At 44.3% G+C, this 16,344-nt stretch carries 14 protein-coding genes; 8 read left to right on the top strand and 6 right to left on the bottom strand.

The genetic code is table 11. The features are described 5' to 3' along the window. Window positions 1-48 precede the first annotated feature (48 nt). Window positions 49-888 carry a pentapeptide repeat-containing protein gene (locus ACNQGS_RS13225; protein ID WP_491487712.1) on the bottom strand — a complete coding sequence of 280 codons (840 nt, stop codon included), beginning with the start codon at window positions 886-888 and terminating at the stop codon, window positions 49-51. 726 nt (window positions 889-1,614) lie between these two features. Further along, window positions 1,615-2,979, bottom strand: a complete 1,365-nt coding sequence (gene guaD, locus ACNQGS_RS13220) for a guanine deaminase (RefSeq protein ID WP_491487711.1) — start codon at window positions 2,977-2,979, stop codon at window positions 1,615-1,617. A 111-nt stretch (window positions 2,980-3,090) separates the two neighbouring features. Between guaD and ACNQGS_RS13215 the strand changes: the two genes are divergently transcribed. Genes ACNQGS_RS13215 through ACNQGS_RS13200 form a run of 4 tightly spaced genes read left to right on the top strand, consistent with a single transcriptional unit; the run spans window position 3,091 to window position 7,205 of the window. Continuing rightward, window positions 3,091-4,668 carry a spore germination protein gene (locus ACNQGS_RS13215; protein WP_491487710.1) on the top strand — a complete coding sequence of 526 codons (1,578 nt, stop codon included), beginning with the start codon at window positions 3,091-3,093 and terminating at the stop codon, window positions 4,666-4,668. Beyond that, on the top strand, window positions 4,665-5,846 hold the full coding sequence (locus ACNQGS_RS13210) for a Ger(x)C family spore germination protein (RefSeq protein WP_491487709.1): 1,182 nt from the start codon (window positions 4,665-4,667) through the stop codon (window positions 5,844-5,846). Before ACNQGS_RS13215 ends, ACNQGS_RS13210 begins: the two co-directional genes overlap by 4 nt. A gap of 11 nt (window positions 5,847-5,857) precedes the next feature. Continuing rightward, window positions 5,858-6,079 (top strand): hypothetical protein, encoded by a 222-nt coding sequence (locus ACNQGS_RS13205; protein ID WP_491487708.1) that lies wholly within the window; start codon window positions 5,858-5,860, stop codon window positions 6,077-6,079. 31 nt (window positions 6,080-6,110) lie between these two features. Next, the gene (locus ACNQGS_RS13200) at window positions 6,111-7,205 is read left to right on the top strand and encodes a GerAB/ArcD/ProY family transporter (RefSeq protein WP_491487707.1); all 1,095 of its coding nucleotides are present in this window, start codon (window positions 6,111-6,113) and stop codon (window positions 7,203-7,205) included. 142 nt (window positions 7,206-7,347) lie between these two features. Here ACNQGS_RS13200 and lsrB read toward each other — a convergent pair whose 3' ends face one another. From lsrB to ACNQGS_RS13180, 4 genes are read right to left on the bottom strand one after another with little or no spacing between them, the layout of a single operon-like run. Further along, window positions 7,348-8,421: an autoinducer 2 ABC transporter substrate-binding protein LsrB gene (lsrB, locus tag ACNQGS_RS13195; RefSeq protein ID WP_491487706.1), complete on the bottom strand. Its 1,074-nt coding sequence runs from the start codon at window positions 8,419-8,421 to the stop codon at window positions 7,348-7,350. A gap of 15 nt (window positions 8,422-8,436) precedes the next feature. Beyond that, the gene (locus ACNQGS_RS13190; protein ID WP_491487705.1) at window positions 8,437-9,423 is read right to left on the bottom strand and encodes an ABC transporter permease; all 987 of its coding nucleotides are present in this window, start codon (window positions 9,421-9,423) and stop codon (window positions 8,437-8,439) included. Then, entirely contained in the window at window positions 9,407-10,420 is a 1,014-nt protein-coding gene (locus ACNQGS_RS13185; protein WP_491487704.1) for an ABC transporter permease subunit, read from the bottom strand. Before ACNQGS_RS13185 ends, ACNQGS_RS13190 begins: the two co-directional genes overlap by 17 nt. Next, a complete protein-coding gene (locus tag ACNQGS_RS13180; protein WP_491487703.1) occupies window positions 10,417-11,922 on the bottom strand; it encodes a sugar ABC transporter ATP-binding protein in 1,506 nt (501 codons plus the stop codon). The genes ACNQGS_RS13185 and ACNQGS_RS13180 overlap by 4 nt, the downstream gene beginning before the upstream one ends. A 251-nt stretch (window positions 11,923-12,173) precedes the next feature. On the opposite strand from ACNQGS_RS13180, the gene ACNQGS_RS13175 reads away from it, so the two are divergent. The 4 genes from ACNQGS_RS13175 to lsrF are packed head-to-tail and all read left to right on the top strand — an operon-like array spanning window position 12,174 to window position 15,871. Beyond that, window positions 12,174-13,121, top strand: coding sequence for a sugar-binding transcriptional regulator (locus ACNQGS_RS13175; protein WP_491487702.1), 948 nt, complete (start codon window positions 12,174-12,176; stop codon window positions 13,119-13,121). Further along, complete coding sequence (gene lsrK, locus ACNQGS_RS13170) at window positions 13,122-14,687, top strand: autoinducer-2 kinase (protein ID WP_491487701.1); 1,566 nt, start codon at window positions 13,122-13,124, stop codon at window positions 14,685-14,687. Between the two features lie 24 nt (window positions 14,688-14,711). Next, the gene (locus tag ACNQGS_RS13165; RefSeq protein ID WP_464492868.1) at window positions 14,712-15,071 is read left to right on the top strand and encodes a cupin domain-containing protein; all 360 of its coding nucleotides are present in this window, start codon (window positions 14,712-14,714) and stop codon (window positions 15,069-15,071) included. An 8-nt stretch (window positions 15,072-15,079) separates the two neighbouring features. Next, entirely contained in the window at window positions 15,080-15,871 is a 792-nt protein-coding gene (lsrF, locus tag ACNQGS_RS13160; protein WP_491487700.1) for a 3-hydroxy-5-phosphonooxypentane-2,4-dione thiolase, read from the top strand. The last annotated feature ends 473 nt before the right edge of the window (window positions 15,872-16,344 follow it).

Genomic DNA, 16,344 nt, shown 5'->3' with positions numbered 1-16,344 from the left:
AAAAAACAGCCTGGATGTCAGACTGTTTCCATTCTAAATATTTTAATTTTATTTCCAATGAGCCGGAGTCCTTAATGCAAGCGGCAATTTTGTATGCCGGTCGCCCCTTGCTGCATTTACTTGCGCCTGCGTAAGAAAGATACTTCCAGTAAGATTAGCACCGCTTAGGTCGGAATCCCTCATGTCTGCTCCAATAAAGTCGACTTCCCTAAGGTCGGATTCTCGAAGATCGGCTGCTATTAACAAAGCGCCCCTTAAATTAGCTCCCCTCAGGTCGGCACCTCTTAGTTTTGCCCCAATCAGATCACTGCCCTTGCGAATTTTGCTAATATTTTTTCCAGGTGAAATCTTTGCACGGACTAGTTCACTCGTATGTAAAAATAACTTATTTACCTTCGCCCGATGTGATGGTACATCAAGATTCAAGATTTCCATTGGAGTTAAATTGGTCAGGCTTTCTAATTCTTTAAAAGCCGCATGCAGTTCATGATGAATGACTTTCGCTTCTTCAAAATGTATTGCCTCATTTAAGTAATAAAGCATTTCATGAAGCTGCTGCATGATGGGAAATACATTAAACATTTCCATAGCTGACTCCGGGTTCTCGCGCCAATCTCTTCCCCCATATGTATTTTGGGAAACCTTTTGACCTGCCCCAAAGCATTCGTAGGCAGAACAGCCGCGGAACCCTTTATCTCTAAGATTTTGATGAATTCTGCAGCGGTGATCGGATTGCAGGTTCTTACAAGGGGTCCCGCTTTCTTTATCAAAGGCAAAATCGGCAGACTTGGCGTAGGGCAGCGCAACACAGCATAAAGCAAAGCAGTTTGCACAGTCGGCGTTTAAGCTTTGATGCCTTTTATTGTTATTGGTTAATGGATTTGACAATCCTTACACTTCCTTTTAACGATTATACGATTAACAAAATTTGTTAAATAACCTGTAAATTACAAATTATATTATAATGCTTCAGTGTTTGGATTTATATTTAAATTTTTGAAAAAGCCATTGTATGAAAGGAGTGTTTGATTGAGTGGAATGAAATGATTGGTTTTGTAGATAATACGTTTATAAATTAATCTAGTTATATGAAGGGGAATACTTTCAATGAAAAAACACTGGATACTGAGTGTATCTATTGTCCTTATAGCATGGTCGACGCTCCCTTTTTTGGGAAAGAGCAACATAAAGAGATATCTTCCTGCATCCATCCTGATTTCGTTGATTGAAGGACTTAATGTGCAAATTGCCAGAAAACGCAAATGGTGGATTATTCCCAGAACACCAAGGTCGTTTTTCTTTAGAGAGTTTCCTTATAACATCGGACCGCATTTGGTCGGTTCCATGTGGATATTAAAATGGACATACGGAAATTTTATACGTTATATTCTACTAAATGCATTGGTAGATGGTTTCTTTGCTTTTCCTTTTGTAGGGTTCTTAGAGAAAACAAAAATGTTTAAACTAGTGCGCATTAATCATTTTCAATTTTTCCTTTACATTTTTTATAAGGCCTTTTTGCTTTACGGGATTCAATTCTTTTTCGAAAAAAAGGCTAAGAATTTAATAAAGTGAAAATACCCTGCCGAATATTGGCAGGGTATTTTCATTGTTTCATCTCTTATGAACCTTTTCCCCTTGGACCCAAACTTCGCGAATATTTACCGGGCGGGCGAGGTACATGATTTTCTGGAAGATATCATGCAGGTTCTCTTCTGTATCGTAAAGAGGCAGCTTGGCCGTCTCTATGGTCGTATCGATGATTTGGATGTCCCAAGCGTAATTTTCTTCAAGGCGGCCGATTGGGAGAGAAAGGCTTTCGCCTCCGCCGGCAGTGGCCAGATAGAATGCTTCATCAATGGTAATCCGGGAATTCGGAACTCCGCGGTCCTCAGCAGGAATTGCCGGGTTCACACCATCTTCCAGCATTCTTGAGGACATCACCGCTTGTCTTACATTATCGAACAGACTTGGCGAGAAACCTCCGGAAATATCCGACCCTAAGCCAATCTCGACTCCTTTTTCTTGGAAACGGGCGATTGGAATGACGCTGTTCGCAAAATAAGCATTAGAAATAGGACAATGGGCGATTGCCGTCCCGGTTTCCACAAACAAGTCTGCATCGTCATCACTGAGAAAATTGCAATGCGCCATGACGGATTTTTCCCTTAATAAGCCGAAATCATGTAACGCAAATGCGTCATTTTTGCCCATACGATCCTGAACATAGCCATGCGCCCAATCGCTTTCACTGCAGTGCGACTGGACATGTGCATCGTACTTAGCCGCCAATTCACCTAAACCTTTTAGAGTTTCGTCAGTACAGCTTGGAATAAAGCGCGGTGTTACGACTGGGTAGACGCCCTGTTTTGCTCGCTTTGCCACTTCTTTCACCGCTTGGATAAATTCCTCTGTATCTGCCAAGGCGGTTGCTGTGTCCGAGTCTCGATAATATTCCGGTGTCTGGTCAGGGTTATCCATGACCACTTTTCCGACTAAACCGCGCTGCCCTTTTTCCGCGCAAATTTCTGCCAGCAGGACGCTTGCTTCTTTATGTACAGTTGCGAAATAAAGGGCCGTGGTTGTACCGTTTGCAAGCAAGGTGCTGACAACGTCCTGGTATACTTTTTTTGCAAAATCTAAATCTGAAAATTTCGCTTCAATCGGGAAGGTGTATGTGTTTAACCAATCGTAGAGCGGGATATCCAGCGCCGTTCCTGATTGAGCCCACTGCGGTGCGTGCACGTGCAGATCGACGAAACCTGGCAGGATGTACTGGCCTTCGGTTAAACGATGAAAGTTTGCTCCGCCTTGATATTCTGATAATAAACTTTGATAGTTTTGGTCGTCAGGAGAGACAACCTTTTCAATGGCTCCGTCATCGTTAATGAAAAACAGATAGTCTTTTAAAATTTGTACTTCTTTTGGGGATTTGCTTGAAAAAGCGGTCCCTTGGAAAATCTGAGAATATTTCTTCATGTTAGTCCGTCCTTTTATTGATTACATAGATTCCAACTGGTTTAGAAATTAGCATAATCAACATAAAATTGCAAAGAATACATGTAAATACGGATCAAGGGGAACAAGTTAATGAAATTTTTGGGGAATGGAAAAAAGTATTTTGATTTTCCAAGTAAACAATTAAATGAATCGTTAGATACGTTACCGGAAATTCCTCTTGATTCGGAGTTAAATAGAAATATCGAAATACTAAAGTCGGCTTATAAAGATTGCTCTGATGTGGTATTTCGTGAATTTCGTATCGCCGGCAGTGTCAATGCCATTCTTCTTTACATTGATGGTCTTTCGAATACGGAAGAGGTCGACCAGCATGTGTTAATGCCTCTTTTACGAATAAAAGACCTTGATTATAGCTCAATATTGGAGAGCACGAAAAAGGAAATATCAGTTTCCAGCCTTAAGGAAATTCACTCTATTCCTGATATTTTTAAACAAATTTCAATTGGCAACCCAATTATTCTGATTGAAAAACAAACGTTGGGAATTTCGATTGGCCTGCCGAAGTGGGAAAAACGCAGTATCAAGGAACCAGACGCAGAATCTGTCATTCGTGGCCCTAGAGAAGGTTTTATTGAAACTTTACGAGTGAACACCTCCTTGTTACGGAGGAAAATTCGTCATCCATTATTAAAAATGAAACAAATGGATATTGGCGGCTACACCGAAACACAAGTCATCGTAGCTTTTATCGAAGGAATTGCTGACAGCACTTTAGTTGATGAGGTGACCAATAGATTAAAGCACATCAAAATTGATGGTATTTTAGAAAGCGGGTATATTGAGGAGTTGATTCAAGATTACCCATTTTCGCCGTTTCCGCAGCTTTTAACAACGGAACGCCCGGATGTCGCCGCTGCCTGCCTGTTAGAAGGACGCGTTGTCATTTTGATTGACGGCACCCCCATCACCCTGATTGCTCCTTGTACGTTTGCAAGTCTCTTGCAGGCGCCTGAAGATTACTATAATCCATTTTACATAAGTACCTTTATCCGTTGGCTGCGCTATATCTTCTTTTTTATCGCTTTACTGGCACCATCGGCGTATGTGGCCATCTTAACGTTTCATCAGGAAATGCTTCCAACCTCTTTGCTTCTAACGATCGCCGAAAGCCGTGAACAAATCCCCTTTCCGGCCTTAGTGGAGGCATTTATTATGGAAATCACCTTTGAGGCGCTAAGGGAAGCCGGAGTGAGGCTGCCAAAACAAGTCGGGGCGGCTGTCAGTATTGTCGGAGCGCTCGTCATCGGACAAGCAGCGACGGCAGCAGGGCTAGTCTCGTCACCGATGGTCATGGTGGTCGCCATTACAGGAGTCGCCTCGTTTTTAATGCCAAGATATGCGACCGGCATTTCGATTCGGATTCTCCGCTTTCCGATCATGATTTTATCCGGCATGCTGGGGTTATTAGGCGTTATGATTGGGATTACAGCGATTGTCGCCCATATGTGTACGCTCAAATCCTTTGGGGTACCCTATTTCAATTCAGCAGCACCGCTTAAGATTCAAAATTTAAAGGATGTCCTTGTTCGTGCCCCGTGGTGGGCTATGGATACACGGCCTGAATTTTTTTCACAAGATACTAGTTACTTAAGGCGTGAGTCCAGTACCCAAAAGCCTGATCCAAGCAAAGGTGGCGACGGAAGTTGAGTTCTTTGAGTCGATCTGTAAAGAAAACTTTTACTATAATCCTACTGATTTGCTCAACTTCGTTAATCCTAACAGGCTGTTGGGACCGGGCTGAGGTAAATGATTTAGCACTCATTTTGGCATCAGGTATAGATAAAGGCAAAAAAAATAATATCGAACTCTCAGCTCAAATATTTATTCCACAGCCATCGAAAAGCGGACAACAATCTGAAATGTCCAGCGGCAGCAGCAGCGGACAGTCTTTTGTTAGATCAGCTGAAGGAGAAACCATTGCGGATGCGATGGCACGACTTCAAGAAGAACTAACGAGAGAAATTTTTTGGGGGCAAAACGAGGTGCTCATTATCGGTGAAAAATTAGCAAAGGAAGGAATAATCGACCAAATTGATTTTTGGATGCGGCACTCGGAACCTCGCATACGTGCCGACGTGTTTGTTTCAAAAGGAAGCTCAAAGACTGTTTTAAAGGCAATGCCTGAATTGGAAAGAGACACCGCAAAACAACTTCGCAAAATCGTCAAAACACATATAGGAGTGAAAGTAACGGTGAAGGATTTGTCGCAGATGCTGTCAGGCGATTCCGATGCCGCCGTACTCCCTTGGGTTGAAAACCTAGACCTATCAAAGATGGATTCAAAAAAGGCCATTCCCATCATCAAGGGGGCAGTTATTTTTAAGAAAGGAAAAATGGTAGGAAGATTAGATGATAAACAAACAAGAGGGATTCTTTGGCCGAGGAATGAGATTAAATCAGGTGTGATTACGATTTCTTTTAAAAACGAAAAAGGATACATCTCCTTTAATCTATTACGAAGCCATAATGAATTGATCCCTTCTATAAAAAATGACAAATGGAGTATGCACATTAAAACAAATGCAGACCTGGAAGTCATTCAAAATACGACAAAACTAAACTTATTCAATCCAAAGATCATAAAAGAAGCCCAGCAAAAGGTTGTTTTTGAAGTTGAACAAAGAGAGCGGTTAGCTTTTTTGGAAGTACAGAAAAAATTAAATGCTGATATTTTTGGGTTTGCTGAAGAATTCGAGAGAAAGTATCCACAAATATGGAAACAAAAGAAGGCAGATTGGAATGAAATTTTCCCGCAGGTAGCCGTTACTTTTGACACGAAGGTAAAGATTGAAAGAACCGGTTTAGGAACTGCGAAACATAACTGAGGTGAAAAGCGATGAAGATTGGAGGGATATTAGGTGTAACAGTAATACTCGTTCTCATCTTTTTATTCCAATGGCCCGAGTTGAAGAAAAATGAAAGAAAGGTAAAAAAGGCCTTTTTTTCGTTGATGATGGTGAACTGGGGCCTAGCTGCTTTACTTGTTTTCTTTCCAGAAATGCCAGGACCTGGGCAATTCATAGATTTTCTCTATAAGTCCTTTAAACCGTTTTGGTAATAGACTCCTTTTAGAAAAGGAAGGAACAAACATGATTGAAAAAGGCAGGATTTCCTACTTAGAGCTAGCCCTAATAATGTATGCAACCGTTGTTGCAACGGCCATTCTTTATATTCCATATGTAACAGCACAGCACGCAAAGCGTGACTTGTGGCTGTCTCCGATTTGGGGTTCTTTGAGCGGCTTTCTCATCGTCTTGATTATTGTCAAGCTTTCAAAACTTTTTCCGGGGAAAACACTCATTGAATATTGTGATCTTATTCTTGGCCGGGCCTTTGGAAAAATCATTGCGTTCATTTACTTGTTCTTTCTATTACATGATACGGCAATCGCTTTTAGGGAATATGGCGAGTTCATTGAAAATGCCTTTTTACATAAAACGCCCATGATTTTTGTGACAGCCAGCATTGCTCTTTCCTGCGCCATTGCTGTTCATGGCGGGATTGAAACGATTGGGCGATGTGCGATGATTTTTTTGCCAATTGTATTAGCCCTTTATATACTGATTTATATCTTTCTTATTCCAGATTTGAATGTAAAAAATATTTTACCTATCATGCAAAATGGAGTAATGCCGTCTATCCAAGGTTCTCTTGCCCCACATGCCTGGTTAAGTCAATTTTCATTGATGTCGTTCCTGCTTCCGTTTTTAACGAAACAACAAAAGGTCATGAAATGGGGAATGTTTTCGGTCGTTGCCAGTGTCTTGACAATGGTGTTCATAAATCTTGGAAATCTTTTTTTATTCGGCGGAATTATCATTAATATTCAATTTCCAGTATTTGAGGCAGCCAGATTCATTAGTATCGGTTCTTTCTTTGAACATATTGAATCGATTGTGATTGCCATATGGGTACTTGGCGGTTTTGTTCAGCTTTCCGCTTTTTTTTATATGCTTGTTCTTGGTACTGCCCAATGGCTGACATTGCCTAGTTATAAACCATTTGTCTTGCCAATTGGTTTTTTAATTATTCTATTTTCAATCTGGTCCGTCCCGTCGTTTGAGGACATGATTCGAGGGATGGGTACAACCGTACCCTATTATTTCCTAACGGTTCAGCTGCTGATTCCCATTTTCCTTTTGTGTGTTGCAGTCATACGTAGGAAAAGGGTGAAATCAGCTTGAGCTGATTTGCGGATCCAGCACTTTTATTTGCGATTTTACGAGTTTTATTTGCGAATCTTTATTACCAACAAACGTATGAAAAATGCCTTTAATAAAAGAAAACTGCCCTCAACCAAGGCAGTTTTCCAATCAAATCTCTCAATTAAAAGTCATATTTATCAATATTATCCTTCGTAAACACGACCCGCTCCGGCAAGAGGATAATTCCGCTGCGATCATCAGTATAATCATAGCCTTGAATCGTATTAGGCTCAATTTTCACATGTCCGATATTCGGTACATCAAACTCGTCGCCGACCTTCAAATCCTTGCCCTCGACCGTCATTAGGTAGGCAACATATGCAGCCAGCGCACCCTGCTTCTTAACATCCCACAGCCCGAATTGCTTCACCGTGCCGCGCTTGACAAAGTCCCGCATAACGTTTGGTGTCGAGAATCCAGTAATCGCAATTTTGCCTGCAACGCCAAGATTTTCCGCTGCTTGAGCCATGGCAGGCAGCGCAGTTGCATCCGGACAAATGACAGCGTCGATATCCGGATACGTATTAATAATGTTCTGCCCGACAGTCAGTGATTTCTGGGCATCATTTTCGCCGAATTGCGTGGTGACAATCTCCCATCCCGGGTGCTCAGCTTTAATTTTTGCCTTGGCAGCTTCAACCCATTGGTTTTGGTCCGTTACTGTTGGGCTAGAGTAGAAGAATGCAACCTTCGCCTTGTCGCCGACCTGCTCCGCCGTCATATCAATCAGCATACCGCCCAATTGGTCTGGAGTCCCTTGGTTAATATAGAAGGAACGGTGTTCTGGGTTGACATCGGAGTCCCAAGTCAGGATTTTGACGCCGCGTTTTTTTGCACGGTCCAAGGCCTGGTTCAAGCCATCTACAGATGTGGAAGAAACCATCAACGCTTTATAGCCCTGGTTTACAAAATTGTTAATGTACTTAACTTGCCCGGCAACAGACGCCTCACTTGGTCCATCGTAGGTCAACTCTACTCCAAGCTCTTTGGCCATCTCTTTTGCCCCTTCACCGCCAGAGGTAAAGAAGCCAACACCGGTTAGTTTAGGGATAAACGCTAACTTCACGTTCTTTTTGTCGGTTTTCCCGCCGCCGCCCCCGCCGGACGACTTCTCCCCGCTGCTGCTGCATGCGGCCAGTACCAGCAGTGCCGATAAAATAATAGTGAGCAGTTTCAGATAACCAGATTTTCTCATTACGCTACACTCCTTTTAAGGCCCCTTCACTTCTGCCTTTTTAATATGAAACTTTTTAAAAAGCCCCCAATTGGTTAAACGGAGTAACACGGCAATGATTAACAAAAATCCAATAACCACACTTGTTTCCTGGCTGGTCATACTCATCATCTGTAAGCCATACTGCATCATACCAATCACAATACTAGCAATTCCTGTACCGACTACTGTACCTTTGCCCCCTGTAATACTTGTTCCTCCCAAAACAACTGCCGTAATGACAGGCAATACGGCTTCCGTTCCGAGGTCTGACCTGGCGGAACTAAAGTAGGATGTCAAGATTAGCCCACTCACACCACCTCCCAAACCAGCTATGATATATGACCAAATTAAGATTGATTTTACCCGAATCCCACTGTAGCGGGCGGATTTGCTATTGATTCCCACGAGAAAAACCTGCCGGCCAAAGCGGGTAAGATTCAAAATGACCGCAAAGAAAACCATAAAGCCTACAAAAAACAGGATCGGATTCGGCAGTCCAAATGTCTCCCCATTGGCCAGCATCACAAACCCATCCGGAAACCCGCTGATTCCTTCATATCCGGAAGCACTGCTGCCGCCGGATATGACCAAAGCAATTCCGGAAAAAAGAAACATCGTTCCCAGCGTCACAACTAACGGCTGGACATTCGTCGTCGCAACAATGGTTCCGTTAACTGCCCCTGCACAGGCGCTAATCAAAAGGGCAATCAGCACGGCCAGCCAAACATTGACCCCATTCATCCAAAGAACACCGATAATAATAGAAGTCAGCCCAATTGTGGAGCCCACGGATACGTCGATTCCGCCCGTTATGATGACGTACGTCATCGGAATCGCGGCTAGTCCAATGTAGACATAGTCATTCATGCTAAAAATCAAGTTTGTTAAATTTAAAAAGTCAGGGTTCATTACTCCGAAGAAAATGAGTTCAAGGATGAGAAAAATGAAAAGTGCTCCCTCCCATCTAAAGAGTAGCTTCATCGCCCTGACCCCCTCCTTCCGCTTCAGCCGTTTCCTTCTTTTTAAATTGGCTATTTGTTAAAAAGCTTTGGAACCTAGAGTCACTGATGACAATGACGAGCAATAAAAACCCGGAAATGGCGTTATTCCAGTAGGCAGGAATTTTTAAATAAATTAATGAACTGTTAATGGCTGTTAAAAAGATTGCCCCAAGCCCTGCTCCCAGCACCGTTCCGAGACCGCCGTTTAAGCTGACACCACCTAATACCGCCGCCGCAATGACCTGTAGCTCCATCCCGCTTCCGGTTTGGTTCGGAACAAAACCGATATTCATCACAAAAATCAGCCCGGCAACCGAAGCAGATAGACCTGATAGCACGAAGGCGAGAACCCTCACCTTGGAAACAGGAATTCCAATCAGCCTTGCCCCATCAGCGTTATCACCGACTGCATAGAAATAACGGCCAAACTTGGTCAGACGCAAAACCAAATAGGCTGCAACAAGAATCACTAGTCCAATCCAAACAGGCAGCGGTAAACCGATAAAATCCGTGCCCGATAGCTTTTTAAAATAATTCGGAATGTCTTCAATCCACTTTCCGCCTGTTAAAATAATCATCAAACCTCTTAAAATACCTAATGTTCCTAATGTCATAATAATGGCGGGAATCCGTAAATAGGCAACTCCGATACCATTAAACAGGCCGGCAAGCACACCAACGGCGAGCACCGCAAGAGCCGAAACCCAGCCCGAAACTCCGCTGGTCAACAGCAGGCCACAAACCGCTGCCGATAACCCCATCGTCGACCCGACCGAAACATCTATTTCTCTCGTTAACAGAACAAATGACTGGCCGACCGCCAGGATGAGCAAAATAATCGCGCTCTCCACTAACAAAAGCAAACTTTTCCCTGTTACAAACTTGCTATTCACCATCCCTACAATTGCTATAAACACAACAATCAGAACCACAATCGAGATTTCCCGCTGCTTCATCATTTTTGAAAGGAGATTCATAGTACCTTCAACTCCTTCTGGATCCCGAATGCGGCCGAAGTGATGGAATCGATGGTTAAGTCATCTTTGGCTATCGTTGTCGTCATCCTTCCTTCATGCATGACAAGCACCCGGTCACTGAGTTGGACGATTTCTTCGGTATCGGAGGAGATGAGAATCACCGCCAGCCCCTTGTGCTTCAAGTCGTCGATCATCTTGTAAATATCACCGCGTGCTCCGGCATCGATGCCGCGCGTCGGTTCATCCAAAATAATAACTCTTGGACCAGTTTCCAGGTATTTCGAGAGAACAATTTTTTGCTGATTGCCTCCAGATAGATTGCTGATTATTTGGCTGGGGCCTTTAGTGACAACTTTTAGGCTGTTGATGGCTTGAGCGGCGATGGCTTTTTCTTTTTTAAAAGGGAGGAATAGGCTGCGAAAGGTAGGAAGGATGGTGGATGTGATGTTCATTTTTATGGAGGCGATAGAAAACAGACCGTGTTGATGTCGGTCCTCAGGGACATAAACTAAGCCCCGGTTAATCCGTTCTCGCAAAGAATACTTCTTAATACTTTCCTTTTCTAAAAAAATATCTCCGGAATCCGATGGCTCAAGGCCAAAGATTGAAGTGGCAAGTTCCGTCCTGCCTGCACCGACGACGCCGGCGATTCCCAAAATTTCACCGGGGTATAGGTCAAAGCTGATGTTTTGAAACCGGTGGCCCGATAAATTTTTCACGGAAAGGATAGGATCGCGATACTGCTCGGTTGAAGGTTGCGCCTCCATTCGTTCCACTGGCGGAGCCAAAACTTCTATTTGTTCCGGCAGTAATCCTGCCAACAATTTTTCATAAGTAAAATCCCGGACTGGCCCTTTTGCCGAGATGACGCCATCCCGAAGAACAGCAACGGTATCAGCCAGTTCGAAAATCTCGGTAAGCCGATGGGTGATATAAAACACGCCCAGGCCTTCGCTTGTTAATTTTTTGATGGTGGAAAAGAGAGAATTGATTTCACTAAAGGTTAGGGTGGAGGTTGGTTCGTCTAGGATCAGAATCTTGGCATTTCGGATTAACCCTCTAAGCAGTTCAACCAGCTGCTGCTCCGCAATCGACAGGCTCAGGCCCCTGCGGTTCAAATCCAAATTCCAGCCTAGGACGGAGAGATAATGCTGAATCCGTCTCTCGCATTCGGCTTTATTCTCATGCAAACCAATGGTCACGTTTTCGCGAATCGTCATATTGGGGAAGATTAGTGGTTCCTGTGGGACTAGATAGATTCCATGTTTGTGGGCATCGGATGGCTGGTGAAACAATACTTCGCTGCCCTCCACTACCATTTGCCCTTGATTGGGACGATATAATCCCGTGATGATTTTCATTAACGTTGACTTACCAGCACCGTTTCCGCCCACAATCGCAAAGACCTCCCCTCTATGAAGGGTTAAATCCACACCCTTTAATACGGGGTTCCCTGCAAATTGCTTGTATATTTGCCGGATGTGAAGCAGCTGGTCATCCATTCCAATCACCCGCCTTGTCCGGTTATCACACTAGTTATCTAAACATTTTTTCATGACGGCAACTTTTGTGTCAGCTCATTAAAACGCTTACAACCCAAATATTAAATGACAAAATACCCAGAGTCAATACGTTTATTTTAAATTATCTAAATTTTTAGAAATTAATTGACTTTCCATTTTCAGCCCCCTATACTCAGTATCAGAGTGAACATTTGTTACGTGATTGATTTTTTGTTGAAAGGTTGAGGAAGATGACGAACAATGATGCGTTCACTGAAAACCTCCTCGTCAAGGTCGCCTGGTATTATTACAAGGATCATCTCACCCAGACCGAAATCGCAGAACGGCTCCAATTATCCAGAAACAAAGTTGTTCGTTTACTCGAGCGCGCCCGTGCCGAAAATATTGTGCAATTTCATATCCAAGGTCACGGGGTCCATTGTCTGGAAATCGAACGTGACCTCGTCTCCGTCTTTAAGCTGCCTCAAGCCTTTGTCATTCCTACTCCAACTCATAACCTTAGCCGTTCATTGTCAAAAGGAGCCGCACAGTACCTGGAAAACAGTATTTCAAATAATAATTTGATCGGATTCGGATGGGGCGAGGCTGTATCGAGAACCATCGAAGCTTTGTCCATCGATCCTGCCATCGAGGTATCCATGGTCACCCTCACTGGCGGTGTTAACTACTATTTTCACAAGCACGATTACTCCATAGAAGGCGGCCTCGATAAATTCAAAGGCGGAATCCATGTCATTCCGGCCCCATTTCTCGCCTCCTCGGAGAGAATGGCGAAAAATATGTTATCAGAACCTTCGGTGGAAAATATACTTGATTTGGCAAGTTTGTGCCACCATGCCGTCGTCGGGATTGGCGGTTTGTCCGTCGATTCGACGATCATCAAAGAAGAAAAGATGACCCTGAACGAACTGCTTTATATTAAAAATCAAAATGCTGTCGGCGATATTCTGGGCCAATTTTTTGATGCTAATGGTGAGCTTCTGGAATTGCCGCACCACAACCGGTTAATCGGCACCCATCTTCATACATTGAAAAAATTAAAAAATGTCATCGGCGTGGCTGGCGGTCCGCATAAAGTGGAGGCCATCTACGGTGCGTTGAAAGGAGGTTACATCGATACCCTGATTACCGATGAAGAAACCGCTGCTTCACTACTGAAAAAGGAGGCTGCTTTTTAAATGGAGTATATCCTGGTTTTTGATGCCGGTACTGGCAGTGTGAGAGCTGTTCTTTTTGACAAAGCGGGCAAGCAAGTTGCCGTCTCACAATATGAGTGGACGCACCTGGAAGACCCGCGCTACCCAGGCTCGATGGATTTTGATGTGAACCGGAATTGGGAGATTATCCAAACCTGCATCTCCGAGGTGTTGGAGCGGTCCGGCGTTCCTCCAAGCAGCATTAAAGCGATCAGTGCCACAAGCATGCGCGAGGGCTTTGTCCTCTATGACGAAAATGGAAAAGAGATTTGGGCGTGCGCCAATGTCGATGCCCGGGCCATGGCAGAAGCCAAAGAGCTTAAAAACGGCGACCCCGAACTGGAGAAACGACTCTATGAATTATCCGGACAAACATTTGCCCTAGGAGCCCTCCCCCGTCTGCTCTGGATTAAAAACAACCAGCCGGAAATCTATGAAAAAATCGCCTACCTAACCATGATCAATGATTGGATTCTCTTTAAACTCACCAATAAACTTCAAGTAGACCCCTCTAACGGCTGTACCAACGGACTTTTTGATTTAAACAATCGTACTTGGACACCAGCCATTGCCGAAGCCTGTCAGCTGAAAAACAACATCTTCCCTCCCGTAAACGAAGCAGGAATTCTACTCGGAACCATTCCCAAATCAATCGCTCATTCTACTGGACTTGCAGAAGGCACGCCCGTTTTTAGCGGCGGCGGAGATGCCCAGCTTGCATCCGTCGGAGTCGGCGCTGTTAGCGACGGTCAGACCTTTATTTGCGGAGGCAGCTTCTGGCAGCAGGAAATTAACATCAAAGACGCGCTGATTGACCCTGACTGCCGAATCCGTGTGAATTGTCACGCTGTCCCGGATTTATGGCAGATAGAAACTATCGCCTTCTTCCCCGGCCTTGTGATGAGATGGTTCCGCGATGCTTTTTGTGAGCTTGAAAAAATGGAAGCCTCACAAACTGGCCGCGATGCCTATGAAATTTTAGAAGAAAAGGCAAAAGATGTTCCTGTCGGTTCAAACGGCATTATCCCAATATTCTCAGACGTCATGGATTACATCTCATGGCGGCATGCAGCCCCCTCCTTCCTTAATCTCACTATTGATCCCAATAAAACTGGTAAAAAAGAAATGTTTAAATCGATCCAGGAAAACGCCTGCCTCGTGACCTATGGCAACCTGAAGATTGTCGAGGAAGTCACCGGGCACTACCCTACGGAGGCTATTTTTGCCGGAGGTGCCTCCAAAGGTAAGCTTTGGAGCCAAACGCTGGCGGATGTGCTTGGCATTCCTGTTAGGATCCCTGTCGAAAAAGAAGCGGCTGCCCTCGGTACCGCTATTATGGCGGGGGTGGGTGCTGGTTTGTTTCTAAATCTCGAAACTGCTATTTCAGGTCTAGTGAAGTGGGAACGGGTCCACTATCCAAACATGGATAACCATGCTCGTTACCTATTACTATATGAAAATTGGCGGGCGGTTTATGCCGAGCAGCTGCGATTAGCCGATTCGGGAAAAACCAGCCACATGTGGATGGCACCCGGGTTAAGTGTTTAATTTTTGAAAGGGGGTGAAACGCCAATGTTTCACGTAAACGAAGAAAACCTCGACTACCGTTATGGCACCCACGGGCCGAAGTACTTACGAAAAGGACCAAATGTCGATATTGGCGTGGTGTTGTTAAAACCGGGCGATGACCATGAAAATCACTATCATACGACCTGCGAAGAAATTTTCTATATCCTTGAAGGGGAAATGGATATTTATATAGACGGCGAGCCTGTACATGTCAAACCTGGCGACATGCTGCAGGTGCGGCCATTCGAAACTCATTATTTAAAAAATACTTCCTCGGTCGATTTCAAAGCGGTGTTTATAAAATCGCCGCATATCAGCGAGAGAGACACGGTCATTGTAGAAAATCCGAAGATGAAGGAGTGATTTTGAAGATGAATTGGGGATTTCAAAATAGAATGAGTCAAATCTTTCCGGGTGGCAAGGCGGTCATGCTGGCGATAGACCACGGCTATTTCCTCGGCCCTGTCCATGGATTGGAAAAACCGGGCGAAACCGTTCGCAGCCTGCTGCCGCATACGGATTCGTTATTTGTGACTAGGGGGACACTCGATGCCTGCATCCCTGCCGATGTAAATAAGCCGATGCTGCTGCGGGTGTCCGGCGGTCCGAGTGTGCTGAGCGACCTTTCCAATGAGACGATTGTGACACCGATTAAGGAAGCAATCCGCCATAATGTGGTTGGGGTCGGGGTTTCGATGTTTATTGGCTCTAAGTACGAAACGCAGACGGTGGCAAATTTGGCGAATGTCGTTACCGAGGCCCACGAGTATGGCATTCCTGTACTTGCGATTACTGCTGTCGGCCACGAACTGGAGAAGCGAGATGCAAGGTTTTTAGGATTAGCTTCTCGGATTGCTGCCGAAATGGGGGCGGATATTGTTAAAACCTATTATTGTGAGGGGTTTGAAAAAGTCACGGGGACCTGTCCGGTACCGATTGTGATTGCTGGTGGTCCTAAGTTAGAGACGATTAAAGACGCGCTGGAGCTTACGTTTAATGCGATGAATCAGGGGGCGGCGGGCGTTGATATGGGCCGCAATATCTGGCAATCGGAGTATCCGGAAGCGATGATTCAGGCGATTAACGGGATTGTGCATAAGGGGCTGAAGGTTGGCGAGGCATTGGAGTTGTATGGGCAGCTGACGGGAGTGAAGGTGGGCTAAAATTGTTGCTTTAATTGGTGTGGAGGGCAAAACCTGGCCCTCCGTTTTTATTTGGTCAAATTTCACTACATAGTTTGTGCCTCTCACGACATAATTCTGGGATCTCACTACATAATTTCCGGTCCTCACGACACTTTTTGGAATAAATAGGTAATTTTTTAAACTTACTCTATTCTCTCTACCTACTTTGGATCTCTCACTACATAATTCCGGGGACTCACTACATAATTTCCGGTCCTCACGACACTTTTTGGAATAAATAGGTAACTTTTTGAACTTACTCTATTCTCTCTACATAATTTGAACCTTTCACTACATAATTCCGGGGACTCACTACATAATTTCCGGTCCTCACGACATTTTTTGGAATAAATAGGTAACTATTTAAACTTACTCTATTCTCACTACATAATTTGAACCTCTCACTACATAATTCCGGGATTTCACTACATAATTTCCGGTCCTCACGACAT

This window comes from Neobacillus sp. PVCKKU3 (assembly GCF_058323225.1).
This window is presented reverse-complemented; position numbering and strand designations above follow the sequence as displayed.